This window comes from Spirillospora sp. NPDC052242, assembly GCF_040679555.1.
GTDB lineage: Bacteria > Actinomycetota > Actinomycetes > Streptosporangiales > Streptosporangiaceae > Spirillospora.
Genome location: NZ_JBFAUZ010000040.1, coordinates 46598 through 71100, shown reverse-complemented (window position 1 = coordinate 71100; position 24503 = coordinate 46598). Strand labels below are relative to the sequence as shown.

The following is a 24503-nucleotide window of genomic DNA, read 5'->3' as shown; positions in this document are numbered from 1 at the left end:
GTCCCGGGGCGCGCGGTCAGCGGCCCCGGAGCGGGACGAACGTCGGATCGTGGAACGTCACCGTGCGCCCGCCGCGCGCCGTGATCCCGAGCCGGACGCCGCCGCGGTCGATCGGCGGGCCGGACCCGCCGGTCAGCGCGGCGCGCAGCGGCCGGCCGCCCTCGACCGCGACGGTCAGCCGGCCCCCGCGCACCTCGATGGCGACGTCGCGGGCCCCGTCGCCGCCGTCCCGGCCGTCCAGCCGGGTCCGGCCGAGCGGCACCGGGGCGCGGTCGCCGACCTGCCGCCGCGCCACCACCGCCCCGTCGCCGACCACGACCTCGACGCGGCCGGGACGCCCCGCGCCCGCGCCGTCCCGCACGGCGACGACCGCGCCGGAACGGGGGCTCAGGCCCGAGACCGACGCCGTCACCCGGTAGTCCCGCCACCGGCTCGTGTTCGGCCCGCCGTCGCCCGTGCCGCCGAGCACGCACGCGCCGTACCGGTCGCCCGTGACCCGCAGGTCGGCGCCGTCCCGCGCGCACGCCACGCCGTCGCCGCGCCACGGCAGCGCCGCGAGGGCGTGCGGCGGCGGCGCGGGCACCGCGGCGCGGATCAGCTCCAGCAGCCCGGCGGCCGACGTGGTGCGGCGGACGCCGATCCGGTCGACGCGGTACGGCGGCGCGTCCGCGGCGATCGCGTCCACGTGCCCCGCCGGGACGCCCTCGCCCGTGAACGCCGCGCGGAACCCGGCGTCCCGGAGCAGCCCCGGCAGCGCGGCGGCGGCGCGCCGGTCGTTGCCCGCCGCCTCCCCGAACGGGTACGAAAACGCGGCGGCCCCGCGGCCGAGCGTCCGGCGGAAGAAGTCCTGCGACCGCTCCAGGTCCGCGCGGACGCGCGCCCGCCACGCGTCGAGCGTCTCCGGGCGCCCGCCCGCGACGATCCGGTTCGGCAGCGGCGCGCCCACGTCGCCCGGGATCCGCACGCGGTCGTCCAGCGCGTGCGAGTGCGACCCGAAGTCCCACCGGCCGGTGTCGGCGAGCGCCCGCACCTGCTTCGTCGACAGGTAGTACGACGGCGTGCCCGGTTCGACGATCCGTCCGGTCGCGAGGAACGCCGTCGCCGTGAACCCGTGCTCGGCGAGGACGGGGTCGGCGTTCGTCCAGTCGGTGAGGCGCCCGTCGTCGAACGTGAGCAGGAGCGCGCGCGGGGGCAGCCGGACGGGGCGTCCCTCCAGCAGGTCGAGGACGTCCCGCAGGCGCACGGTCTCGTACCCGGCGGCGTCCAGCGCGGCCATGTGCGACCCGAACCGCTCCCGGGTGAGGGTGCTCTGCGCGCCGTCGCGGTCGTCGACGCCGTGGTACGTCAGCGCGACGATCGACCCCGGGTGCGCGGGCAGCGCGGCGGCGGCCCGCGCGGCCTCCGGGTCCGGCCGGACGGCCGCCGCCTCGGCCTGCCCGGGGTCGAACGGGCGGCTGATCGACACCCACGTCGCCATCGCGAGGGCGAGGGAGCACAGGAACACGAACCCGGTGACCGCGCGGAACCCCCGCGCGCGGCCGGGCGGCGGCCGCTCCCACGGCGCGGGCTCCGCCGCCCCGCCCGTCCGCTCGCCCGCCCGTTCGTCCGTCCCGTCCGCCGGGTCAGCCATCGCCGCCGCCCGTCGCGCTGTAGACGTGCAGGGCCCGCGGGACGGCCGGGACGACCGGCTCCGCGTCGCCGTCCCGCGTGCCCCACTTGCCGTCCCGGATCCGCGCGATCGCCCACAGCAGCTGCGGGGAGAACGCGACGTAGAAGAACGTGCCGACGAACGCGTAGATCCACAGCCCGTCGTTCCGCAGCATCCGGTACAGCAGCGCGTACCCCATCGCCACCAGGTACAGGCCGAGGAAGTACACCATCGGGAACCGCCCGCCCGCGAGCGGCGCCAGCAGCCCGTACAGGACGACGAGCGGGCTGAGCATCCCCGCGATCGTCTGCACGGCGACCGACGGCAGCGCGCGGGTCCGGCTCCGCCAGATGTGCGCCAGCAGCAGCGGCCCCTCCCGGCTCCACGACTTCTTCCACCGCAACTGCTGCCGGAAGAACTTGCGGTACCGGTCGGGCGCGTCCGTCCACGCCTCCGCGCGCGCGTCGTACCGGGTCGTCCAGCCCGCCTTGAGGACGCGGTTGGTCAGCGCCCGGTCGTCCCCGTACGTGCACTCGACGCCGAGGAAGCGCTGGTGCTCCCACGCGTCCAGCAGCGGCGCGATCGCCTCCCGCCGGTACGCCGCGAAGCAGCCGGAGCAGCAGGTCACCGCGCCCAGCACCGACTCGGCGCTCTTCAGGAGCTGGAACGACACGTAGTACCGGGCCGCCTGCATCCGCGTCAGGACGTTGTGCTCGGCGTTGCGGACGTACGTCAGCCCGGAGACCGCGCCGACCTCCGGGTCCGCGAACCCCTGGACCAGCCGGCGCACCGAACCGGGCGCGGGCATCGAGTCGGAGTCGACGAACACCAGGATCTCCGCCGAGGTCGCGCGGATCCCCGCCGCCATCGCCGCCCGCTTGCCCCGGTTCTCGCCGAGGTCGACGCAGCGCACCCGTCCGTCCGGGTACCGCGCGGCGGCCTCCTCCATGTGCGTCCACGTGTCGTCGCTCGACCCGTCGTTGACGACGACGACCTCGAGCCTGTCCTCGGGGTACACGAGGCCGAGGCAGGAGTGGATCGTCCGGGCGACGGCCTCGCCCTCGTTGTAGGCGGGCACGACGATCGCGACGGACGGGGTGATGCCGACGTCCCGCGGCGGCCGGTAGCACGCCGCGAGCGCGAACCGGCTCAGCACGTACCCGCCGACCAGCACCGTGTAGCCCGACAGCAGCAGGTCGCCGCGCAGGTAGGCGAGCTTCACGCCCACGTGCCACGCGATCAGCGCGCAGATCGCCGTGACCAGGACGAGCGCGCCCAGCGCGGTGAGCCTCCCGGTCCGCGGGCGGGCCGGGAGGCGGGGGCGGCGCCTCACAGGGCCACGCGCCGGGCCGCGCCGGGGAACCGGTACGTCGCGTCCAGGACGAGCTGGTCGTGCGGCAGCGCGGCCGGGACGGCGCCGGGCTGCGGGGTGTGCGCGATGACGAGGTCGGCGGGGCGCAGGGCGACCGACGCCAGCTTCGTCCCGCCGCCGGTGACCAGCTCCGGCACGCGCGGATCGTGGTAGGCGACGTCGGCGCCCGCCGCGAGCAGCCCGTCGATGATCTCCAGGGCGGGCGACTCCCGCAGGTCCGCCACGCCCGGCTTGTACGCGACGCCCAGCACCAGGACGTCCGCGCCGGCCAGCCCCCGCCCGGCGTCCGACAGCACCTGCCGCGCCCGCTCCACGACCCGCCGGGGCCGCGTCGCGATCGCGGTCATCGCCGCCGCGACCACCGGCGGGTGCAGCCGGTCGCCCCGCAGCTGCCACAGCAGGTAGTGCGGGTCGCAGGGGATGCAGTGCCCGCCCGCGCCCGGCCCCGGGAAGAACGGCATGAACCCGTACGGCTTCGTCGCCGCCGCCTCGATGACCTCCATGACGTCGAGGCCGAGCACGCCCGCCGCGTCCGCGAACTCGTTGACGAGCGCGATGTTCACCGCGCGGAACGTGTTCTCCAGCAGCTTCGTCATCTCCGCCGCGTCGGCCGACGACACCCGGTGGATCCGCTCCGCGCACCGTCCGAGCACCGCCGCGGCCCGCTCCGCGCACCGGGGCGTCACCCCGCCGACGACGCGCGGGACGTCCTCGTGGGCGTGCCGGTCGTTGCCGGGGTCGATCCGCTCGGGGCCGAACGCGACGAACACGTCCGTCCCGACGCGCAGCCCCCGCGCGGCGAGCGGCGCCGCGAGCATGTCCCGCGTCGACCCCACGTACGTCGTCGACGTCAGGACGATCGTCTGCCCGGGGCGCGCGTGCGCGACGGCCGCCGAGCACGCCGCACTGAGCGCCCCGAGGTCGGGCACCAGGTGTCGGTTCACGGGGGTCGGGACGCAGATGAGCACGGCGTCCGCGGCGGCCGCCGCGGCGGGGTCGGCGGTCACGGCCAGCGCGTCCCCCGCCGCGCGCAGCCGCTCGTGGTCGCTGTGCAGCAGGTCGACGCGTCCGCTGCGGATGTCCTCCAGGCGCCCGGCGTCCAGGTCGACGCCGAGGACCCGCAGGCCCCGGGCGTGGAACGCGAGCGCGGTCGGCAGGCCGACATAGCCGAGCCCGATGACGGCGACGTCGTAGGTCGGGGCCTCGGTGGGCAGGGCAGAGGGCATGTACGTGAGATCTCCCCGTGTGGTGCTCCGCGAGCACGGCAAGCCAAAGGCAAAGGCGTAGTAAATGCTCTTTGGACGCCGTTTGACGGGGCACCGCACGGCGACGTATATCGCCTACGTCAGTTGCGGGATGACGTGGCGCACGTCACTCACGATCATGCCCTTTGAGCTGTGCCGGGAACGCGGGAACGCCGGGACCCGCCCGGCGGTCGGGCGGGTCCCGGCGTTCCGGCCCGAGCGGTCAGAGCTCGGCGCCGTCGTCCTCGCCCGCGCCGGACGACTCCGCGGACGATACGGACGCCGTGGTCCGCTCCGTCTCCGCGTCCGCGGAGCGCGCCGTGGGCCACGCGTCGAGCTGGGTGCGACGAGGGTTCGCCAGAGGGCTGTCCATTTGTGCTTCTGTCCTCCCGTAGACGCTTCTCGGTGGCTCGGGCCTACCGAAATAAGGAGATCTTCTCCGATGACCCACCCGGTTCGGCAAAATGGTCTAGACCTCGATCCGGTGGCGGATCATCCGCCTCCGTGGTAACGCGCCCATTCCATGATCAATTCCGCACCGGGAAAACCGCTGGCCGCCCCGCGTCCGTCCTGGCACTCTCGCCCCCATGGACGTCCCCGAGCTGATCGCGCTGCAGCGGTCCGGCGCCCGCCTGAAGTTCCTGTTCTTCTGGCGGGAGCACGGCCCCACCGGGTGCCTGAGCCAGTGGCACGCGTCCCCGTTCACCGTGGACGGCGTCCGGTACGCGACGGCCGAGCACTACATGATGGCCGAGAAGGCGCGCCTGTTCGGGGACGAACGCGCCGTGGCGGCGATCACGGCCGCGCCGCACCCCGGACGCGCGAAGGACCTCGGCCGCCGCGTGACCGGGTTCGACGAGGCCGTGTGGCGCGAGCACCGGCTCGGCATCGTCGTCCGCGGCAACCTCGCGAAGTTCGCCCAGCACGACGACCTGCGCGCCTATCTCACCGGCACCCGCAATCGGATCCTGGCCGAGGCGAGCCCGCTCGACCGCGTGTGGGGCATCGGCCTGACCGCCGACGACCCCCGCGCCGAACGCCCCGACGCCTGGCGCGGCGAGAACCTCCTGGGGCAGGCCCTCATGACCGTCCGCGACTCCCTGACCTGACGCGGCCGCCTCGCCCTCGACGGCCGGGCGGCCCCTCGTCGTCCGGGCGGGGTCAGGCGGTCGTGGTCGCGGCGGGGGTTTCGGGGGCGACCTCGGCGGCGTCGAAGGTGACGTAGCCGCCGACACGGACGAGGGTCATCAGGGCGCGCGACCACCAGGGGAGCAGGCGCTTGCCGGGCGCGCCGCGCAGGCGGCGGGGGTCGGTGAGCCGGTAGCGGCGGCCGCCGCGGACCAGGTGCCCGCCGCCGGCCGCGAGCAGGTTCCGCACCCAGTCGACGTCGTCGCCGTACGCCAGTGCGACGACCCAGCCGGACTCCGTGCGGAAGGCCTGGACGGGCGTGCGGTACGGACGGCCGCTGCGGCGGCCGACGTGCTCGACGACGGCGAGGGGCGGCAGGCGGCGCGCGAGCGGCAGCGCGACGGGGTTGACGGCGCGGCCGACGCGGCGGAAGGCGCGTGGCATGGGCATGCGCGGACCTCCAGTTAAGGAACTCGGAGTTTCTTACTGTGCCGCTAAGGTAGCACGGCAAGGAACTCGGAGACTCTTACGGAGGGGCGGGCGGTGGAGGCACCGGCGACGCGGCGGCGCGGCGAGGAGCTCGAGGCGGCCATCATGCGGGCGGTGTGGGAGCAGCTCGCCGAGGTCGGTTACGCCGCGCTGACGGTCAAGGACGTGGCGGCCCGGGCCCGCACCGGCAAGGCGGTGCTGTACCGGCGGTGGCCCGGGCGCGCCGAACTCGTCTTCGCCGCGATGGTCCACGGGATCCCGGCGGCGGACGACCTGCCGGACACCGGCGCCCTCCGCTCGGACGTCGTCCGGCTGCTGGAGCAGGTCGCCGGCAGGTTCGCCGGGATCGGCGGCGACGTCCTGTGGGGGCTGCTCGCCGAGAGCGCCCGGGACCCCGAACTCCTCGCGCTGATCCGCTCGGACCTCCTCGACGCCCTGCACCGGGGCCCCATGGCGACCCTGGTGGAGCGCGCCGTCGAGCGCGGCGAGATCGACCCCGCGCGGCTGACCGAGCGTCGCGTCGCGCTGCCGTTCGACCTGCTGCGCAACGAGATCCTCGTGCGCGGCACGGTCGCACCGGACGCCGTCGCCGAGATCGTCGACGAGGTCTTCCTCCCGCTGGTGCGGCCCGACGGCGCCCGGTGAGGTCCGGCTACGCGCGGGAGGCGAGGTAGAGGCGGGCGGCGGAGGTGCCGAGGCCGGACGGGCGCAGGTCGCGGGCGCGGACCGTGCGCTCGTCGTAGCGGTCGGTCTCGCGGTGCCACTTGAGGATCCCCGCCATCCAGTCGCGGATCTCCTCGACGTACGCGGCGAGGGCCGCGCGGGCGCGGTCGTCGAGGGCGAAGTCGTCGCAGACGAGCGGGAGGTCGTTGGCGACGAGGTGCTCGAACTGGCGGCGGCGGGACGTGATGAGGTCGTTCACGATCGGGAGGGCCTCGTCGCGGCCGCAGTCGAAGAAGTGCTGGACGGCGAGCAGGCCGTTGTTGAGCTCGCCCTCGTACTCGATCTCCTTCTGGTACGAGAAGACGTCGTTCATCAGGCACGCGACGTCCATCGCGGAGACGTCGATCTCGCGGAGGGTGCGGGTGCGGAACACCTCGGCGGGGATCTCGGCGGAGTGCTCGATGCGGGAGAGCGCCATCGTCATCTCGGAGCCGAACGTGTGGCGGCGCATCTCGACGTAGTCGACGGGGTCGGGGACGCGGCCCTGGAGGTGGTTGTTCAGCTCCCACACCCAGCTCTCGACCATGTGCTCGACGGCGGCGCGGAACTCGCGGCGGCCGTGGTCGTCCATCGGGGCGGCGGTGCGGCGCCACAGGTCGGCGAGCCCCTTCTCGAAGGCGTTCTCCGGGGGCGGGGTCTCACCGAGGTCGAGGGGGAGGAAGGCGGGGACGCGCGCGTTGAACAGCTTCGCGCCGGCCATGTCGCGGTCGCGGTTGTAGACGGCCGGGAAGTAGTCGTCGCCGTAGGTGCCGACGGCGAGCCACTGGACGGCGAGGTCGAGGGCCTCGGGGGTCGCGTCGGGGGCGAGGGACGCGGCGCAGATCTCGAGGGCGCAGCCGGTGAGCTTCTCGGGCGTCCAGACGGGGACGGGGAGGCGGGGGTGGGGCGCGAACATGCCCATCTCGGCGGCCCACGCGACGCAGTTGCGGCCCGCGTCGGCGCGGTGCGGGTTCACCCGGGCCGGGTACGGGATGTCGAAGTCGGGCAGCGGCGTCGGCCCCACCTTCTGGTGCGGGACGTGCGGGACGCTGAGGCGCGCGGACTTGACGATCGCGGGCAGCCGGGCCGCCGACATGCCGATCGACCCCTTGGCGTTCATGTACCGGCTGGACGACATGTGCCAGTCGTGCCCGCCGGACTGCCAGTCCTGGAGGCCCTTGACGTACGCGGCGATCGCGGCGCGCTCGGACGGGTCGAGCGCGGCGTCCTCGAAGAGCTGCGGAAGTTCGGTGAGGGCGGTGTTCTCGAACTGGCGGAGCCGGGAGGTGAGCAGGTCGTTGACGGTGTCGGCGGCGACCTGCGGGGCGACGCCCAGGAAGCGCTCCATGACGAGGACGCAGTTGTTGATCTCGCCCTCGCGCTCGGTCTCGCGCTGGTAGGAGAAGATGTCGTTGCGCAGGTGGACGCCGTCGGAGAACGTGTCCTTCAGGACGCGCAGCGGCCGGGTGCCGACGACCCGTTCGGGGACCTCGACGCCGGCGGCGTGCTCGACGAGGTCCGCCGACCAGGGGGCGCCGCCGACCTTGCGGCGCATCTCGATGTACTCGACGGGGTTCGGGACGCGGCCGTCGCTGATGTTGCGCAGTTCCCACAGCGATTCGCGGAGCAGGTTGTCGGTGCTGACGGCGAACCGCTCGCGCCAGGCCGCCGACCTGGACGGGACGGTCCGGGCCCACAGGTCGGCGAGGCCCCGTTCGACCGCGTTGGTCGCCTCCGGCGGCTCCAGGGACATGAACAGCGGCAGCCGGTCGAGGTACGCGCGCGCGCCCGCGTGGTCCTGCGGCTTCTTGAAGACCTCGAGGAAGTGGTCGTCGAAGTAGAACACCCAGACGTACCAGTCGGTGATGAGGTCGAGTTCGGGGCCGTCGCAGTCGGGGTGGGTGTAGGCGCACAGGAGCGGATAGTCGTGGGCGTCGAGTTCGGCCTCGTCCCAGATGTCGGGGGTGCCCGGGTCACGGGTCTCGTCCAGCATCCCCATGTCGCGCGCCCAGGTCTTGCTGTGCGCGCGCGTGCTCTCCAGATGCGGGTTCAGGCGCGCGGGGTGCGGGACGTAGAAGTCGGGCAGCTCGAACGGTTGCATCGACCGGCCTTTCCATCGGAGACGGTCCGCAACTTACAGCACGTGCAAAGTTACCCAGGGTGAGGTTTTGCTTGCCGTGACTCGGCGGCGAATCCGGGTAGGGGGCGTCACATGGACAGTGAACCGGTGCACGCGGAGGTCGCCCTGACCGTGAACGGAACCGAGCATCGGCTCCGGGTCGACACGCGGTCGTCGCTGCTGGACGTGCTGCGGGAGAGGCTGGGGCTCACGGGCTCCAAGAAGGGCTGCGACCACGGGCAGTGCGGGGCCTGCACGGTGCTGCTGGACGGGCGCCGCGCGAACGCGTGCCTCGCGCTCGCGGTGGCGCACGACGGCGCGGAGATCGTCACCGTCGAGGGCCTCGCGGACGGCGGGCGGCTCAGCGCGCTGCAGGAGGCGTTCGTCGAGAACGACGCGTTCCAGTGCGGGTACTGCACGCCGGGGCAGCTGTGCTCGGCGACGGCGATGCTCGACGAGGCCCGGGAGGGCTGGCCGAGCGCCGTCACGGCGGACGTCTCGCGCGACCCGTTCCTGGACGACGAGGAGATCCGCGAGCGGATGAGCGGGAACCTGTGCCGGTGCGGCGCGTACGTCGGGATCGTCGCGGCGGTCCGCGACGTGGCGGGCGAGACGAACCGGGCCGCGCGGGACCCGGGCGCGGTGGCCGAACGGATCGGCTCGGCGCGCGGCCGGGAGGCGTCCCGCCCATGAAGCCCTTCGTGTACGAGCGCCCCGCGAGCGCGGCGGACGCCTTGGAACTGCATCAGGACGGGGCCCTTTATCTGGGCGGCGGAACCAACCTCGTGGACCTGATGCGGCTCGGCGTGGAGGAGCCGAGCCGCCTGGTGGACGTCTCCCGCCTGCCGAACGACCGGATCGAGGTGACGGCGGACGGGACGCTGATCATCGGTGCGGCCGTGAGCAACAGCGACCTCGCGGCGGACCGGACCGTCCGGGAGACCCACCCGATGCTGGCGCAGGCCGTCCTGGCGGGCGCGTCCGGCCAGATCCGCAACCGCGCCACGGTGGGCGGCAACCTGCTGCAGCGGACGCGCTGCTCCTACTTCCAGGACGCGTCCAAGCCGTGCAACAAGCGCGACCCGGGGTCGGGATGCCCGGCCCGGGACGGCGAGCACCACAACCTCGCGATCCTGGGGCACTCCCCGGCGTGCGTGGCGACGCACCCGTCCGACATGGCCGTGGCGCTGGCGGCGATGGACGCGTCCGTGCGCGTGCAGGGCCGCGACGGGGAGCGCACGGTTCCGTTCTACGAGTTCCACCGCCTCCCCGGCAACGAGCCGGAGCGCGACTCGAACCTGCGGGACGGCGACCTCGTCACCGCCGTCGAGGTGCCGCCGCTGCCGATGCCGTCCCGCTACCGGAAGGTGCGCGAGCGCGCCTCGTTCGCGTTCGCGCTGGTGTCGGTCGCGGCGGCGGTCCGCACGGTGGGCGCGACGGTTCCGGACGGCGCGGGCGGCGTGGTGCGCGACGTCCGGCTCGCGCTCGGCGGCGTCGCGCACAAGCCGTGGCGGTGCCGCCGCGCCGAGGACGTCCTGCGGGGCCGGCCGGCGACCGAGGAGACGTTCCTGCGCGCCGCCGAGGCCGAACTGGAGGCGGCCGAGCCGCTGCGCGACAACGGCTACAAGGTGCCGCTCGCCCGCAACCTGATCGTCCGGACGCTGCTCGGACTGCAGGAGGTCGCGCCATGACGAGTCGCGTGGAGGCCCGGGAGAAGGTCACCGGCGCGGCGCGCTACGCCTACGAGTACCCGGTGGAGGGCGCCGTCTACGCGGCGGCCGTCCAGGCGTCGGTCGGCAAGGGCGAGATCCGCTGGGTGGACCACGAGAGCGCCCGCGCGATGCCGGGCGTGCTGGGCGTCCTGTCGTGCGAGAACGCGCCGCGGCTGGAGGACGCGGCGAACGCCGAGCTGGCGGTGTTCCAGTCCCGGACGGTCGCGTTCCGCGGGCAGTTCGTGGCCGCGGTCGTCGCCGAGACGCTCGAGACGGCCGTCGAGGCGGCGCGGCGCCTGCACGTCGAGTACGCCGAGGAGGAACCGGACGTCCGGCTGCGCGACGACCATCCGGGCCTGTACCGGCCGGAGAAGGTCAACGCCGGTTTCCCGCCCGACACGCTGAAGGGCGACCCGGACGGCGCGTTCTCCTCGTCCGCCGTGCGGATGGAGGCGACCTACTCGACGCCGGCCGAGCACAACAACGCGATGGAGCCGCACACCACGGTCGCGTACTGGGACAAGGACGGCAGCCTCGTCCTCTACGACTCGAACCAGGGCGCGTCCGCCGTTCAGTCGACGCTGGCGCAGCTGTTCGGGCTCGACCCCGAGCGGGTGCGGGTGATCTCCCCGCACGTCGGCGGCGGGTTCGGGTCGAAGGGGACGCCGCGGCCGAACGCGGTCCTCGCCGCGATGGCCGCGCGGGCCGTCGGCCGCCCGGTGAAGTTCGCCGTCCCGCGCCAGCAGATGTTCGCCACGACCGGCTACCGCACCCCGACCGTCCAGCGGATCCGGCTGGGCGCCGACGCGGACGGACGCCTCAACGCGATCGCGCACGAGGTGTTCGAGCAGACCTCGACCGTGCGGGAGTTCGTGGAGCAGACCGCGACGCCGACCCGCACGATGTACCGGGCCGAGCACCGCCGCACGTCCCACCGGGTCGTCGCGCTGGACGTCCCGACCCCGTCGTGGATGCGGGCGCCCGGCGAGACGCCCGGCATGTACGCGCTGGAGTCGGCGATGGACGAGCTGGCCGTCGCGACCGGCGTCGACCCGATCGAGCTGCGGGTCCGCAACGACACCGGCACCGAGCCCGAGAGCGGCCTGCCGTTCAGCTCCCGCAACCTCGTCGCGTGCCTGCGGGAGGGCGCCGAGCGGTTCGGCTGGGACCACCGCGACCCCGCGCCGGGCGTCCGCCGGGTGGGCCGCAAGCTGCTCGGCACCGGCGTCGCCGCCACCACCTACCCCGCCTACCAGAGCCCCGGGAAGGCGGTCGCGCGCGCCGAGCCCGACGGGACGTTCACCGTGCGGATCGCCGCGGCCGACATCGGCACCGGCGCCCGCACCGCGCTCGGGATGATCGCCGCGGAGACGCTCAAGTCCGACCTCGACGCCGTCCGGATCGAGATCGGCGACAGCGCGCACCCCGCCGCGTCCGTCGCGGGCGGCTCGTCCGGCACCGCGAGCTGGGGGACGGCCGTCGTCCTCGCCTGCGAGGCGCTGCGCGGCCGGCTGAACGGCGAGGTCCCGCCGGAGGGGATCGAGGCGTCCGCGGACTCGGGCGAGGCGCTGAAGCGCCGCGAGGACTACGCGCGGCACGCGTTCGGCGCGCAGTTCGCGGAGGTGGAGGTGGACGTCGACACCGGCGAGGTCCGCGTCCCGCGCATGCTCGGCGTGTTCGCGGCCGGGCGGATCATCAACCCGACGACCGCGCGGTCCCAGTTCATCGGCGGCATGACGATGGGGATCGGCATGGCGCTGATGGAGGAGAGCGTCATGGACCGGGAGTTCGGCGACTACCTGAACCGCGACCTCGCGCAGTACCACGTGCCGTCCTGCGCGGACGTCCGCAACGTCGAGGCGGCGTGGATCGAGGAGATCGACCCGCACCTCAACCCGATGGGCTCCAAGGGCATCGGCGAGATCGGCATCGTGGGCGCCGCGGCGGCGATCGCGAACGCCGTCCACCACGCCACCGGCGTCCGTGTCCGGGATCTCCCGATCACTCCCGCCCGTCTGCTTCCGCAACTTTGATCATGTGACCAACCGAACGCCCCACGTTTTCCGCTCAGGTGACAGCGCGGAGCCGGGCGAGGTGAGAACCTGGACATGCGGGGCCGCTCCGGCGGCATCACCATGGTGCGGGCGCACCGCCCGAAGGGCGAGGAGCAGATGACGGTCTGGCGGATCACCGGCGGGGATTCCGAATCGGGTGTGCCGCGTCCGGAGCGGGCGTCGCCCCGCTACGACCTCGTCGAGCTCGACTCGCCGCTGCTGCACATCGCGGGCGGCACCGGCTCGCCGTGGCTGCGGCTCACCGGCGAGATCGACGTGTCGAACGTCCCCGCCCTCACCCGGGCGCTGCACGGCGCGCAGGCCCGCGCGGGCGGCGACGTCCACGTGGACCTCGCCGGCGTCGACTTCGTGGACGTCTCGGGCCTGCGCGCGTTCGCCCGCGCCGCCCGCGACCTGCACGACCTCGACCACATGCTCGTCCTGCACTCGGTGTCCGCCCACATCGACCGGCTCGTCCGCCTCATCGGGTGGGACGCGGTCCCGGGCCTGCAGGTGCACTGCCGTCCCCGCGCCTGACGGCACGGCCGGACGGCACGTCCGGACGGCCGGAGGCGGGCGCCGCCGCTACGTGGCGGGGGCTTCGGCGGGGACGGTCCCGCGGCGCCGGAACCAGTGCCGGTGGGTGCGGACGAACGTGACCACGAAGAGCGTCTGGATGCCGCCCTCGATGAGGATCAGCAGCGCCGAATCCAGGGCGCGCAGCGCGGAACCGCCGGCGAGGCCGTCGGCGACGCCCTCGACCGCGCGGACGAGCGTGGTGACCACGATGGGGCCGCCGAACAGCGCGAACGCGGTGAGGGTGACGGCGGCGCCGGACACCAGGAAGACCGAGTAGACGCGGGTCGCCAGGCGCTCGCGCGGCGGCAGCCCGGCCGTCGGGTCGGGGACGCCGCCCGGGCGGCGGCGCACCGCGGCGGCGGCCCGCCCGAGCAGGTACTTGGCGTACGCCAGCCCGTCGTCGAAGAGGTTGCGGGTGCGCAGCAGCTCGCGCAGCACGAAGTAGAGGTCCGTGCGCATGTAGACCTGGAGCTGGAACGGGATCGTCATCAGCACGGTGACGATCAGCGCCTGGAGGACGGCCCGCGCGCCCCCCGGCAGCCCGGCGTGGGCGACCAGCAGGATCAGCGTCGCCATCAGGAGCACGTCCCAGGCGAGCCCGGCGAGGTAGACGCGGTACCGCGACCGGCGGGGCACGCCCCACACCCCGGTGACGTCGGTCTGCACCACCAGGTTGTGCAGGCGGGTGCCGAAGCCGATGCGTCCCGGCGCGCCCAGCGAGCGCGCCGCCATCAGGTGCATCAGCTCGTGCACGCTGATCGACATCGACATCATCACCGTGTTGACCAGCACGGTGAGGCCGACGTAGTCGCCCCAGAAGAAGTCGGAGTAGTCCGGCAGCAGGGCGGGCCGCAGGGCGAGCGTGACCAGCGCCGCGCCGACCGCCGCCAGCCAGCAGAGCTTCGCCGGAAGGCCGAACAGCCACGCCACGTGCCGCTCGGTGAGCCGGGGGAAGTGGACGGCCGGCGCCCGCTCCGCCGGGTCCGGCACGGCCTCGCCGTCGACGGACCGCACGAACCCCAGGTCGGTGAGGGCCTCCACGAGTTCGCTCACGTCGACCTCGGCGCCGTGCTCGGCGGCGATGCGTTCCTCGGCCGCGCCGACCGTCAGGCCGCCGCGCAGCAGGGCGATCGCCTCCCCGTACACGGCCGGGAGCTCCACGAACTCCCCGATCCGCAGCCGCCCGACGACGACCGCGTCCGGGTCGTCGTCGTCCGGACGGACGATCAGCGGATGGAACTCGACGACGGTCACGGCGTCCCGCAGGCGGGGCAGTCCGCGTCGCGCGGGATGTCGATGAAGTACGAGTGGTCCCACATCGCGTAGTTCCAGTGGAAGACGCGCCCGCGCGCCTGGGCGGGCAGGCCCCCGAGGTGGTACAGCACCTCCAGCGCGCACAGGTGCCCGCTGACGTTGGCGCTCGCCGCGATCACCGCGTTCGGCCGCTCCTCGGTGAGGGACCGGCCGTGCGCCTTGAACTCGCGCCGGTCCTCCTGGCGGCGCAGGCACGCCCAGCAGCCCGTCTCGCCCGGCACCAGCCCGCCCACCACGGCCATCGGCCCGGTGTAGAAGCTGACGAACCAGGGGGTGCCGGTCCGCAGCGCCGCGTCGTTCGTCCAGAACATGATGTCGGGATGCGGCTCGTCGGCGCACAGGACGAACAGGTCGCAGTCCCGCATCATCGCGGCGATCCCGTCGGGCCCGTCCGCCCTGAGGGTCTCGCCGGTCACCTTCACCAGGCCGTTCATCGCGCGGAGCCGGTCCACCGCGCGGCCGACCTTGGGCAGGCCGATGTCGTCCTCGGTGTAGAGGAGCTGCCGGGTGAGGTTGGACTCGTCCACCACGTCGAAGTCGGCGACGTGCAGCGCACCGATCCCCCCGGCCGCCAGCCCCGCCGCCACCGCCGAGCCCGTGCCGCCGAGCCCGAGCAGGCCGACCCGCGCGTCCTTGATCCTCGACTGGATCTCGTACGGCGAACTGCGCGGCGCTGTGTCGATCCACGCGAAGAAGTTGCGGGCGGGCTCGTACCTGGCCGCCTCGCGCTCGTCCAGGTTGCCGGGCAGGGGGGCGCCGGCGTCCTCGACGAAGCCGCCCGCGACCAGGTCGCCGATCACCGCGCGGGCGCTCTCCTCGTCGACGTCCGGGTGCGTCCCGGCGAAGGCCGCGAGCACCTGGTCGACCGTGCGGGTGCCGTCCATGAGGGTGATGAGCCGGGCGATCGCGCCGTCCTCGCCGTCCTGGATCTCGGCCGCGACGCCCTGCTGCATCAGGCCGATCAGGATGCGGTCGCCGGGCAGGGCCAGGGGCTGGTGGACGCGTTTGATCCGGGGGAGCCGCATGCGAGCCTTTCCGATCGTCGACAGGGAGCGGCCGGCCAGATCCGGGACCTGGCCGGCCGGTCGTTCCGGGGGGATCAGCCGCCTTCGCGGAGGCCGGTCGTCTCGACCTTCTCCAGCCGCTTGATCTCCAGCTTGATCTTCTTGCCCTGCTGGGCCTGCTTGCCCTGCGGCGCCTGTCTCGCCTGCTGCACTTGCACGGGGCCTCCCGGCTGATCGGGGCACAACGCGTCCGGTCGCGCGCTGTGGCTTGATCGTAAAGTTCAAGATCACGACATGGAAATGACAGCTTCTGCCAATTCGGTGGTGATCATCTCGTCGGATCCGGCGGCTTGCGCCCCGGCGGTCAGACCCGTAGGTAGGCGAGGTCGAAGTCCTTGCGCCAGGTCGTCCCCGCGTCCTCGGACGCCTCCCAGCGGCCGTCGATCCGGTCCTTGCCGACGTCGGCGATCCACCGCTGGTGGAAGTCGGGGTCCTCGCGGAGCAGCGTCCAGCGCCCGTCCTCGAAGGTCATCGCGAACTCGCGGCACACCCCGCGGTCGTCGTGGTACAGCGCGACGTAGGCGTCGTTGGCGTCGCTGCGGCCGAAGACGCACGTCATCTCCGAGGCGTTGTCGCCGCCCTCGAACACCGACCGCATGACCAGGAACGACTCACCGAGCCACTCGACGGTCGCGGTGCCCGGCACCTCGGTGCCCTCCGGCAGGAACGGCGCGTTCGCCAGCGTCATCGTCCACGTGCCGACGAGCCCGCCCAGCTTCTCGAGTCCGGTGTTGCGCATGGGTTCTCCGTTCGTCCGTCCCGTCGAAGGGGAGACCGGCGGCCCCCGGTGAATTCATCGCTCCGGCGGACGGGGCGTTGCGGGAAAACCCGTTGCCGTCCGGACCCGGCCCGCCGGTAACGTGGCCGGCATGTACGCCGCCATGGCGATGACGAGGCTCCGCCGCGCCTAGCGGCGGACTCCTCCCATCCACGGATCGCTCCGCCGCTCCAGCGTGTCCCCGCCGGGCGGCCTCCTCGCGCTGCCCGGCTTCCCCTGAGCCGCGGAGATCCCTTGCGCACGCAGCGTCCCGGCCGGCACGAGCTCGGCCAGAACTTCCTCACCGACCCCGAGGTCGTCGCCGCCTTCGTCGACCTGGTGGCCGCCACGGACGGTCCCATCATCGAGATCGGCGCCGGCGACGGCGCCCTCACCCTGCCCCTGCAAAGGCTGGGCCGCCCCCTCACCGCCATCGAGGTCGACCACCGCCGCGCCGCCCGGCTGGCCCGCCGCGCGGACGCGTCCACCGAGATCGTCCGGGCGGACTTCCTGCGGTACCGGACCCCGGCCGCACCGCACGTCCTCGCCGGCAACCTGCCGTTCCACCTGACCACCGCGATGCTCCGCCGCGTCCTGCGCGCACCCGGCTGGACCGACGCCGTCCTGCTCGTCCAGTGGGAGGTGGCGCGCCGCCGCGCCGGGGTGGGCGGCGCGACGATGATGACCGCGCAGTGGTGGCCCTGGTACGAGTTCCGGCTCGCCGAACGGGTGCCCGCCGCCGCGTTCCGGCCGCGCCCCGGCGTCGACGGCGGCCTGCTGACGATCGCGCGCCGCGCGCGTCCGCTCGTGGACGCCGCCGACCGGGCCCGCTACCAGCACCTCGTCGAGCGGGTCTTCACCGGCCGGGGCCGCGGCCTCGCCGAGATCCTCCCGAACGCCGTCCCGGACGTCCCCCGGCGGCGCGTCCGGGGCTGGCTGCGGTACCACGGCGTCGCCCCCATGGCCCTGCCCAAGGCCCTCACCGCCGCCCAGTGGGCCGACCTGCACCGCCTCCGGGAGGGCGGCGGAGCGGGCTAGGGTGCGCGCATGACGAAGGACCCGCGGGCGCGCGCGCCGTGGCCGGACGCCGAACCCGACCGGATGCTCGGGTGCCTTCCGCCGCCGGTGCCCGGCGCGTCCGGCGGGGTGCCTACAGCGCCTCCTCCACCGGGAACGTGACGGGCAGCTCGACGAGCGCGCGGTGGATCGGGCCGGGACGCCACCGCAGCTCGTCCGGCGGGACGGCGAGCTCCAGGTCGGGCAGCCGGTCGAGGAGCCGCTCGATCGCGAGGGACGCGATCAGCCGCGCCTGGCCCTTCGCGGGGCAGCCGTGCGGGCCCGCCGCGAACGCCAGGTGGGCGCGGTTGCCGGCCTGCCGCGCCGACGCCCGGGACGGGTCGGTGGTCGCGGCCGCGTAGCTGATCACGACCGGCAGGTGCGCGGGCAGCCAGTGGCCGCGGAAGTTCAGGTCGCGGCGCGGGTAGGTCGCGCCGAAGTTCGCCATCGGCGGGTCGGTCCACAGGATCTCGTCGAGGGCGTCCTCCACCGGGAGGCTGCCGCCCGCGAGGTCGCCGCCGAACCGGTCGTCCGACAGCAGCAGCCGCAGCCCGTTCGCGACGAGGTTCTGCTCCGGCTCGGTCCCGGCGCCGAGCAGCAGCGTGAGCTGCTCGGCCATCTCGTCGTCGTCGAGGCCCGCCGGGTGGCTCATCATCCACGACGTGACGTCCGCGCCCGGCCGCTCCCGCTTGAGCGCCACCAGGTCGCGGGCCGCCTTCCCGAGCAGGACGTTCGCCTCCTCGGCGGTCAGGCCGTCGTAGGCGCCGTCGAAGATGCCGCTCATGCCCCGCAGTAGCCGGTCGCCGATCTCGGTCGGGCAGCCGAACAGCTCGTTGAACACCAGCAGCGGCAGCGGCCGGGCGTAGTCGGCGACGAGGTCGGCCTCGCCTTTCCCGGCGAACGCGTCGATGAGCCGGTCCGCGCTCGTCTCGACGTGGCCGCGCAGCGCGAACGTGTCGACCCGCGCGAGGCTGTCGGTGATGGCCGTGCGGAGCCGGGCGTGCACCGGCCCGTTCGCCGACAGCGTGTTCGGACGGTCCAGGAAGATCGGCAGCACCGGGCAGTCCGGCGGCAGGCTCGCCTGCCACTCCAGGCCGCCGCGCGGGAACGTTCCCGTGTCGCGCATGACCTCCAGCGCCGCGTCGTACCCGATGACGAGCGTCGCCTCCGCGCCCGGCGCCAGCTCCACCGGGGCCAGCTCGCCGTGCTCGCGCCGCAGCCGGTCGTAGACCGCGCCGGGGTCGCGCGCGAACTCCGGGCCGTACAGCTTCGTCCGCTCCGCCGGCGCGGCCCCCGCCTCGCTCATGGGGCGTGCTTCCTGTGGGGGGCGACCCCCCACACCCCCCGGCACCTCCATGAGCGGACTCCAGTCGCTTCGCTCCTTACGCCCGCTCATGGAGCCTCCCTGTCCAAGAAAAGAAGGTGGTCGACAAGGGCGATCAGGGCCTTGGTGGACGACGCGCGGTCGCGGGCGTCGCACGTCACCAGCGGCGTCTCGGGCGCCAGGTCGAGCGCCTCGCGCACCTCCTCCTCGGGGAAGGACGGCGAGCCCTCGAACCGGTTGACGGCGACCGCGTACGGCAGGCCCTGCCGCTCCACGATGTCCATGACGGCGAACGACTGGTCGAGCCGCGCCGTGTCGACCAGGATCAGCGCGCCGAGCGCCCCGCGCGCCAGGTCGTTCCACAGCCGGGTGAAGCGCTGCTGCCCGGGCGCCCCGAACAGGTAGAGGACGAGGTCGTCGCTCAGCGTCAGCCGGCCGAAGTCCATCGCGACGGTCGTGGTCGTCTTGCCGCGGATGTCGGCGAGGTCGTCCACGGTCGCCCCGGCCTGCGTCATCCGCTCCTCGGTGCGCAGCGGCCGGATCTCCGACAGCGTCCCGACGTAGGTGGTCTTGCCGACGGCGAAGTGCCCCACGATGAGGACCTTGACGGCCGTCCGGACGGTGTCGCGCACGTACCGTCCGCCCGTGTACCCGCCCTCGTCGTGCGGCTCGCCGTGCCGCGCGCCGGGCGGCTCAGAGCGTGGCGCGGAGTCCATCGAGCACCTCCTGCAGGAGCCGGGCCTGGGTCCGCGCCGCGGGCGCCGGGGCCCGGGTGGTGAGGTGGCCGTCGTCCACCAGGTCCGACAGCAGCACCTTGGTGACGGCGACGGGCAGTTCCAGATGCCCGGCGATCTCCACGACCGACAGCGCGCCGCCGCGGCACAGCTCCACGATCCGCAGCTTCTCCGGGCTGAGCCCGGTGAGCGGCCGGTCGGTGTTCGCGGTGACCAGGGTGACCAGGTCGAACACGTTGCGGGTGGGGTGCGCCCGGCCGCCGGTGACGACGTGCGGGCGCACCAGCGCGCGGTCGGTGCGGCGGCGGGTCATGCGGTGCCGCCCTGGCCGCTGCCCCGGCCGCCGCCCGCGTCCGGGCGCGGCGGGCTCGTCAGTTCCTTGCCGAGCCGCTGCACGAGTTCCTGCAGCCGGAACGACACGGTCTCCATGTCCACGTCCAGCGCCGCCGACACCGCCAGGTAGGCGCCCGGCCCCGCCGCGACGAGGAACACGTACCCGTCGTCGAACTCGCTGATCGTCTGCCGCCAGGTGGTGCCGGCGTCGCCGCAGAACTCGGCGGTGCTGCGGGCGAGCGACTGCAGCCCGGCCATCCCCGCCGCCTGCCGTTCGGCGTCGTCGCGGCCGATGCGCTCCGAGTGCGCCATCAGCAGCCCGTCGGCCGACAGCAGGATCGCGTACCGCGTCCCGGGCATCCGCAGGGCGTCGTCCAGCATCCACCCGAGCCGGTTCACACCGTCGTCCATCGAGCCGTTCCACCCCTCGTTCATGGCCGCGGGTCCCCTTCGGGTCCGGAGGCGCCGGCGTCGCCGGGCGGCGCGCCGGCGCGGCCGGAGCGCGTCCCCCGCTGCCAGGCGCCGAGGCCCGCGGCGATCTCTCGTGCCGGCCGGGCCGGCGGTTCCTCCCCGGCGCCGGCGGCCGGCGCCGGCGCGGCGCCCGTCGCGTCCCCCGCGCCGGAAGTCTGCTCCTCGGCCCGCTCGGCGACCGCGACGCGGCTGCGCTTCGGCAGCCCGCCCGCGGTGACCGCCCCGGCCCGCGCGGCGTCCCCGGACGGCGCCGCGTCCGCCGGGCGGGACGCGGCGGGCCCGCGCGCGGCGGCCGAGCGCGGCGCGTCCGGGACGGGCGTGAGCAGCGCGTTCGGGATGAGCACCACCGCGCGGACGCCGCCGTAGGGGGAGCGGGTGTCGACCGACACCGAGAACCCGTACCGCGCGGCGAGCACGCCCGCGACGGCGAACCCGACCTGCGGCGGGTCGCCGAGCCACTGCACGTCCGAGGGGACCTCGCCGGACAGCCGCTCGCCCGCCCGCTGCAGCTCCTCGGGCGTCATCGCGACCCCGGCGTCGTCGATCATGATGGCGACGCCGTTGTGCGTCGTCTGGAAGTTGACCTCGACCATGGTGTCGGGCCGGGAGTGCCGGGCGGCGTTGTCCAGCAGCTCGGCGACGGTCAGCACGACCGGCTCCACGGCCCGGCTGGTCACCGCCATGTTCACCGGGTTCTGGACGTTGACGCGCAGGTAGTCGCGGATGCGGGAGGTGGCGCCGCGGACCACGTCGCTCAGCGAGGACGCCGACCGCTGCTGGCCCGGCCACGACCCGCTCAGCACCGCCATGGCCTGCGCGCGGCGGCCGATCTGCGCGTTCATGTGGTCGATGCGCAGCAGCCCCTCGAGCACGTCGGGGTCGTCGTGCCGCTCCTGCATGGTCGAGATGGCGAGCTGCTGCTCGTTGGCGAGGCTCTGCATCGTGCGCATCATCGAGCGGCCCGCGGACCGGCCGGCCAGCGCCGCGTGCTCGGTGATCCGCTCGACCGACCCGCCGAACAGGTCCATGATCTTCTGCACGTCCTGCGCGAATCCGGGCGCCTTCGCGTCCAGCCGCCGGTGCAGCGGGCCGCTCACCCGGACGGCCGAGTTCTGCAGCGACTCCATCAGCTCGGGCAGCCGTACCGCCGCGAGGTGGGCCAGCTCCCGGTCCCGCAGGTCGACGGCGTCCGCGAGTTCGGCGGCGCGGTCGCGGAGCCCGGCGGCCGACCGGCGCTCGCGGGCCAGCAGGACGGCGGCGACGCCGGCCACGACGGCCAGGGCCGCCGCCCACAGGATGTGCTCCATCGGTTCCTCGTGCGCAGGGGGACGGCCGCGGCGGGCGGGGGCCGCCCGGGGCCGGGGTGGGTTATCGGACAGTGATGAAATGTCGCGATTTGGTGACCGTAGGACGCTCAGGTTCCGGGCGCTTGTGCGAACGCGCAGAAAAACCGCCGTCACGCGCACGGATGATCACCGTGCGCGGGAATGGAGTTACTTTCCGGTAGTTTGCGGCGGTTTTCGGCCATGATCGCGCTAGCCTGACCTGCGGCGGTACGAGGGTCGAACGGCGGGTGCGGGTGGAGGCGCGGATGGGCGACGGCGCCGCCTACCGGGTCGTCCGGTACCGGCCAGACGACCCCGCACCGCGCGGCACCGGCCGCCTCCTGCTCCCCGACGGCGGCGGCCTCACCCTGGACGGCGCCGACCTCCCCCCGGGAACCGCGGTCCTGCTGCCGCCCGCGCATCCCGCGCGCCCGTCCGGCCGGGCCTTGGCCCTGACCGTCCCGGTGCGCGAACTCCCGCCCGCCGCGCTCGGCGCCGTCGTCCGCGTCGACGTGTCGTCCGGCCTCGGCCGGATCGTCGCGGACATGGCGCGGGCCGTCGCCGCGGAGGCGGGCGCGCTCGCCGCCCCCGAGTTCGAGGCGGCCTGCGACCGGATCGCCGAACTGCTCCGCATGGCCGTCGCGGGACGCGCCGCGGAGCGTCCGCCCGCGCCCGGGAACCTCGCCGAGGTCGAGACGGTCGTCCGCCGCTACGTGCGGGCGCACGCCACCGACCCCGGCCTCACCGGACGCGTGATGGCGCAGGAGCTCGGCTGGTCGCTCCGCCAGATCCAGCTCGCCCTCCAGCGGGCCGGGACGACGCCGCGCGCCCTCATCCGCGAGGAGCGGCTCCGGCTCGTCCGCGACCGGCTCCGCGACCCCGCCGACCGCGCCGTGTCGATCACCGACCTCGCGCACGCCGCCGGGTTCTCCTCCGCCGGGGCGCTGAGCACCGCGTTCCGCCGCCGGTTCGGCGTCAGCCCCCGCGAGCTGCGGCGCGGTCAGACCGGGACCGGCTGACGGCAGACCGGCAGCGCGACGACGACGTCGAGGCCGCCGCCGGCCCGGGGCCGCGCCGTCACCGTCCCGCCGTGCGCCCGCACGATCGACTGGACGATCGACAGCCCCAGCCCCGCGCCCTTCGCGGTGACCACCCGGTCGGCATCGAGCCGCCGGAACGGCTCGAACAGCGCCGGGACCTCGTACGGCGGCACGACCGGCCCCGAGTTCGCGACCTCCAGCACCACCCGGGGCCCCGCCGCCCGCGACGCGACCCGCACCCAGCCGTCCGCGCCCGCGTTGTGCCGGATGCCGTTCTCCACGAGGTTCTGGACGACCCGTTCCAGCAGCAGCGCGTCGCCCGACGTCACGGCCTCGCCCGCGTCGGCCCGGACCGTCACGCCCGCCTCCGCGGCCTCGTCCGAGGTCTGCGCCGCCACGTGCGCGACGACGTCCGCGAGGTCCACCGGCGCCGCGTTCACGATCTCGTTCTCCGACCGGGCGAGCAGCAGCAGCCCGCCGATCAGCCGCTCGTGCCGCGCGTTGATCTGCAGCAGCGCCTCGCCCAGCCGCAGGACGTCCGGGGACGCCGCCTTGCGGTGCATCGCGACCTCGACCATCGCCCGGCCGACCGTCAGCGGCGTGCGCAGCTCGTGCGACGCGTTCGCGACGAACCGGCGCTGCCCGTCGAACGACCGGTCGAGCCGCTCGATCATCGTGTCGAACGTGTCGGCCAGCTCCCGGACCTCGTCGCGCCGCCCCCGCAGCGCGATCCGCTCGTGCAGGCCCCGGTCGGCGGCGGGCGCCGCCGCGATCCGCCGCGCCGTCTCGGTGACCCGGTGCAGCGGCGCGAGGACCTGCCCCGCGATCAGCCACCCGAACCCGGCCGCGACCCCGCCGACGACCAGCAGCGCGATCGACCCCTGGGTGATGAACGAGGTGACCGCCGCGTCGCGCACCTCCTTCTTCTGGGCGCGCATCAGGTTCTCCAGGGTGACGTGGACGCGGTCTTCCGGGGCCGCCTCGATCACCTCGCCGCCCGGGGCGGTCTGCCGCCCCGCCGCGTCCCCCTGCGCGTTCGCCGTCGGCGGGGCGGTCACCTTGGCGAGGTACCTGGTGTCCCCCGGCCGGGACAGCTCCTGCGTGAACAGCGCGTAGGTGACGCCGAGGAGCAGCAGCCCCGCCACCAGGAACAGCCCGCCGTACGTCAGCGTCAGCCGGGCCCGCAGCGTGACGTGCCGCCTCCCCTTCGCCCTCGCCCTCGCCCTTGTCCTCGTCCTCACGGGATCCGGTACCCCACTCCCTTGACCGTCTCGATGACCGGCGGATCGGCGAGCTTGCGCCGCAGCTTGAGGATCGTGAGCCGCACCGCGCCCGTGAACGGGTCGGTGTGCTCGTCCCACGCCTTCTCCAGCAGCCGCTCCGCGGACACCACGCCGCCCTCGGCCCGCAGCAGCTCGGCGAGCACCGCGAACTCCTTCTTCGCGAGCGGCACGTACCGGCCGTCCCGGAACACCTCCCGGCGCGCCGGGTCCAGCGCGATGCCGGCCCGCCGCAGCGTCGGCGGCGCCGCCGGGCGGGACCGGCGGCCGAGCGCCAGCACCCGCGCCGCCAGCTCCGGGAACGCGAACGGCTTGGTGAGGTAGTCGTCGGCGCCGATGCCGAGCCCGTCCACCCGGTCGGTGACCTCGGCCGCCGCGGTCAGCATCAGCACCCGCGCGGACGCGCCCGACCGCACCATCGCGCGGCAGACGTCGTCGCCGTGCGTCAGCGGCAGGTCCCGGTCCAGGACGACCACGTCGTAGTCGTTGACGTGGACGCGTTCGAGCGCCGCCGCCCCGTCGTAGGCGAGGTCGACGGCGTGCGCCTCGTCCCGCAGCCACTCCGCGATCGCGTCGGCGAGCAGCCGCTCGTCCTCCACCACCAGCACCCGCATGTGCCGCCTCTCCGCTCGTCGGACCAGGGCCATGGTGCTGGGCGCCGCGTTTCCTTTCCGTAAGGAACCGGGTTCCCGCCGCAGGAAACGCAGGGGAAACGCCCGGCCCGGTTGCATCGCCTCTCGTCCGGCCGGAACCGATCC

At 74.5% G+C, this 24503-nt stretch carries 25 protein-coding genes; 8 read left to right on the top strand and 17 right to left on the bottom strand.

Going from position 1 to position 24503, the window contains the following annotated elements; genetic code table 11:
* Positions 1–16 precede the first annotated feature (16 nt).
* From AB0L25_RS29060 to AB0L25_RS29045, 4 genes are all read right to left on the bottom strand, one after another.
* Positions 17–1630 carry a polysaccharide deacetylase family protein gene (locus AB0L25_RS29060; RefSeq protein WP_500175906.1) on the bottom strand — a complete coding sequence of 538 codons (1614 nt, stop codon included), beginning with the start codon at positions 1628–1630 and terminating at the stop codon, positions 17–19.
* A complete protein-coding gene (locus AB0L25_RS29055) occupies positions 1623–2981 on the bottom strand; it encodes a glycosyltransferase family 2 protein (RefSeq protein WP_500175905.1) in 1359 nt (452 codons plus the stop codon). Before AB0L25_RS29055 ends, AB0L25_RS29060 begins: the two co-directional genes overlap by 8 nt.
* A complete protein-coding gene (locus AB0L25_RS29050; protein WP_500175904.1) occupies positions 2978–4246 on the bottom strand; it encodes a nucleotide sugar dehydrogenase in 1269 nt (422 codons plus the stop codon). Before AB0L25_RS29050 ends, AB0L25_RS29055 begins: the two co-directional genes overlap by 4 nt.
* A gap of 241 nt (positions 4247–4487) precedes the next feature.
* Positions 4488–4637, bottom strand: a complete 150-nt coding sequence (locus tag AB0L25_RS29045) for a hypothetical protein (protein WP_500175903.1) — start codon at positions 4635–4637, stop codon at positions 4488–4490.
* Between the two features lie 214 nt (positions 4638–4851).
* Between AB0L25_RS29045 and ybiA the strand changes: the two genes are divergently transcribed.
* On the top strand, positions 4852–5373 hold the full coding sequence (ybiA, locus tag AB0L25_RS29040; protein ID WP_500175902.1) for a riboflavin biosynthesis intermediates N-glycosidase: 522 nt from the start codon (positions 4852–4854) through the stop codon (positions 5371–5373).
* A 52-nt stretch (positions 5374–5425) separates the two neighbouring features.
* On the opposite strand, the gene AB0L25_RS29035 is transcribed toward ybiA, so the two are convergent.
* On the bottom strand, positions 5426–5842 hold the full coding sequence (locus AB0L25_RS29035) for a nitroreductase family deazaflavin-dependent oxidoreductase (RefSeq protein WP_500175901.1): 417 nt from the start codon (positions 5840–5842) through the stop codon (positions 5426–5428).
* A 93-nt stretch (positions 5843–5935) separates the two neighbouring features.
* Here AB0L25_RS29035 and AB0L25_RS29030 point away from each other — a divergent pair, with 93 nt between their 5' ends.
* The gene (locus AB0L25_RS29030; RefSeq protein WP_500175900.1) at positions 5936–6526 is read left to right on the top strand and encodes a TetR/AcrR family transcriptional regulator; all 591 of its coding nucleotides are present in this window, start codon (positions 5936–5938) and stop codon (positions 6524–6526) included.
* A gap of 7 nt (positions 6527–6533) precedes the next feature.
* On the opposite strand, the gene AB0L25_RS29025 is transcribed toward AB0L25_RS29030, so the two are convergent.
* Entirely contained in the window at positions 6534–8684 is a 2151-nt protein-coding gene (locus tag AB0L25_RS29025; protein ID WP_500175899.1) for a terpene synthase family protein, read from the bottom strand.
* Between the two features lie 111 nt (positions 8685–8795).
* Here AB0L25_RS29025 and AB0L25_RS29020 point away from each other — a divergent pair, with 111 nt between their 5' ends.
* The 4 genes from AB0L25_RS29020 to AB0L25_RS29005 all read left to right on the top strand — a co-directional run bounded on the left by AB0L25_RS29020 (position 8796) and on the right by AB0L25_RS29005 (position 13005).
* The gene (locus tag AB0L25_RS29020; RefSeq protein ID WP_500175898.1) at positions 8796–9395 is read left to right on the top strand and encodes a 2Fe-2S iron-sulfur cluster-binding protein; all 600 of its coding nucleotides are present in this window, start codon (positions 8796–8798) and stop codon (positions 9393–9395) included.
* A complete protein-coding gene (locus AB0L25_RS29015) occupies positions 9392–10393 on the top strand; it encodes an FAD binding domain-containing protein (protein WP_500175897.1) in 1002 nt (333 codons plus the stop codon). The genes AB0L25_RS29020 and AB0L25_RS29015 overlap by 4 nt, the downstream gene beginning before the upstream one ends.
* Positions 10390–12447 carry a xanthine dehydrogenase family protein molybdopterin-binding subunit gene (locus AB0L25_RS29010; RefSeq protein ID WP_500175896.1) on the top strand — a complete coding sequence of 686 codons (2058 nt, stop codon included), beginning with the start codon at positions 10390–10392 and terminating at the stop codon, positions 12445–12447. Before AB0L25_RS29015 ends, AB0L25_RS29010 begins: the two co-directional genes overlap by 4 nt.
* 75 nt (positions 12448–12522) lie before the next feature.
* Positions 12523–13005 carry an STAS domain-containing protein gene (locus AB0L25_RS29005; RefSeq protein ID WP_500175895.1) on the top strand — a complete coding sequence of 161 codons (483 nt, stop codon included), beginning with the start codon at positions 12523–12525 and terminating at the stop codon, positions 13003–13005.
* 48 nt (positions 13006–13053) lie between these two features.
* On the opposite strand, the gene AB0L25_RS29000 is transcribed toward AB0L25_RS29005, so the two are convergent.
* The 4 genes from AB0L25_RS29000 to AB0L25_RS28985 form a co-directional block, all read right to left on the bottom strand.
* A complete protein-coding gene (locus tag AB0L25_RS29000) occupies positions 13054–14301 on the bottom strand; it encodes a hypothetical protein (RefSeq protein WP_500175894.1) in 1248 nt (415 codons plus the stop codon).
* The gene (locus AB0L25_RS28995; protein ID WP_500175893.1) at positions 14298–15386 is read right to left on the bottom strand and encodes a TOMM precursor leader peptide-binding protein; all 1089 of its coding nucleotides are present in this window, start codon (positions 15384–15386) and stop codon (positions 14298–14300) included. Before AB0L25_RS28995 ends, AB0L25_RS29000 begins: the two co-directional genes overlap by 4 nt.
* A 74-nt stretch (positions 15387–15460) precedes the next feature.
* The gene (locus tag AB0L25_RS28990; protein WP_500175892.1) at positions 15461–15583 is read right to left on the bottom strand and encodes a hypothetical protein; all 123 of its coding nucleotides are present in this window, start codon (positions 15581–15583) and stop codon (positions 15461–15463) included.
* A gap of 146 nt (positions 15584–15729) precedes the next feature.
* A complete protein-coding gene (locus AB0L25_RS28985) occupies positions 15730–16164 on the bottom strand; it encodes a hypothetical protein (protein ID WP_500175891.1) in 435 nt (144 codons plus the stop codon).
* A 273-nt stretch (positions 16165–16437) separates the two neighbouring features.
* Here AB0L25_RS28985 and erm point away from each other — a divergent pair, with 273 nt between their 5' ends.
* Positions 16438–17220: a 23S ribosomal RNA methyltransferase Erm gene (gene erm, locus AB0L25_RS28980; RefSeq protein WP_500175890.1), complete on the top strand. Its 783-nt coding sequence runs from the start codon at positions 16438–16440 to the stop codon at positions 17218–17220.
* Between the two features lie 112 nt (positions 17221–17332).
* On the opposite strand, the gene AB0L25_RS28975 is transcribed toward erm, so the two are convergent.
* The 5 genes from AB0L25_RS28975 to AB0L25_RS28955 form a co-directional block, all read right to left on the bottom strand.
* Positions 17333–18544 (bottom strand): cytochrome P450, encoded by a 1212-nt coding sequence (locus AB0L25_RS28975; RefSeq protein WP_500175889.1) that lies wholly within the window; start codon positions 18542–18544, stop codon positions 17333–17335.
* Between the two features lie 86 nt (positions 18545–18630).
* Entirely contained in the window at positions 18631–19278 is a 648-nt protein-coding gene (locus AB0L25_RS28970) for a GTP-binding protein (RefSeq protein ID WP_500175888.1), read from the bottom strand.
* Positions 19256–19609: a DUF742 domain-containing protein gene (locus AB0L25_RS28965; RefSeq protein ID WP_500175887.1), complete on the bottom strand. Its 354-nt coding sequence runs from the start codon at positions 19607–19609 to the stop codon at positions 19256–19258. The genes AB0L25_RS28970 and AB0L25_RS28965 overlap by 23 nt, the downstream gene beginning before the upstream one ends.
* On the bottom strand, positions 19606–20064 hold the full coding sequence (locus AB0L25_RS28960) for a roadblock/LC7 domain-containing protein (protein ID WP_500175886.1): 459 nt from the start codon (positions 20062–20064) through the stop codon (positions 19606–19608). Before AB0L25_RS28960 ends, AB0L25_RS28965 begins: the two co-directional genes overlap by 4 nt.
* Complete coding sequence (locus tag AB0L25_RS28955) at positions 20061–21407, bottom strand: ATP-binding protein (protein ID WP_500175885.1); 1347 nt, start codon at positions 21405–21407, stop codon at positions 20061–20063. The genes AB0L25_RS28960 and AB0L25_RS28955 overlap by 4 nt, the downstream gene beginning before the upstream one ends.
* A gap of 284 nt (positions 21408–21691) precedes the next feature.
* Here AB0L25_RS28955 and AB0L25_RS28950 point away from each other — a divergent pair, with 284 nt between their 5' ends.
* Complete coding sequence (locus AB0L25_RS28950; protein ID WP_500175884.1) at positions 21692–22444, top strand: helix-turn-helix transcriptional regulator; 753 nt, start codon at positions 21692–21694, stop codon at positions 22442–22444.
* Here the strand turns inward: AB0L25_RS28950 and AB0L25_RS28945 are convergent.
* Complete coding sequence (locus AB0L25_RS28945) at positions 22426–23706, bottom strand: sensor histidine kinase (RefSeq protein ID WP_500175883.1); 1281 nt, start codon at positions 23704–23706, stop codon at positions 22426–22428. The genes AB0L25_RS28950 and AB0L25_RS28945 overlap by 19 nt on opposite strands.
* On the bottom strand, positions 23703–24359 hold the full coding sequence (locus AB0L25_RS28940) for a response regulator transcription factor (protein ID WP_500175882.1): 657 nt from the start codon (positions 24357–24359) through the stop codon (positions 23703–23705). Before AB0L25_RS28940 ends, AB0L25_RS28945 begins: the two co-directional genes overlap by 4 nt.
* Positions 24360–24503 lie beyond the last annotated feature (144 nt).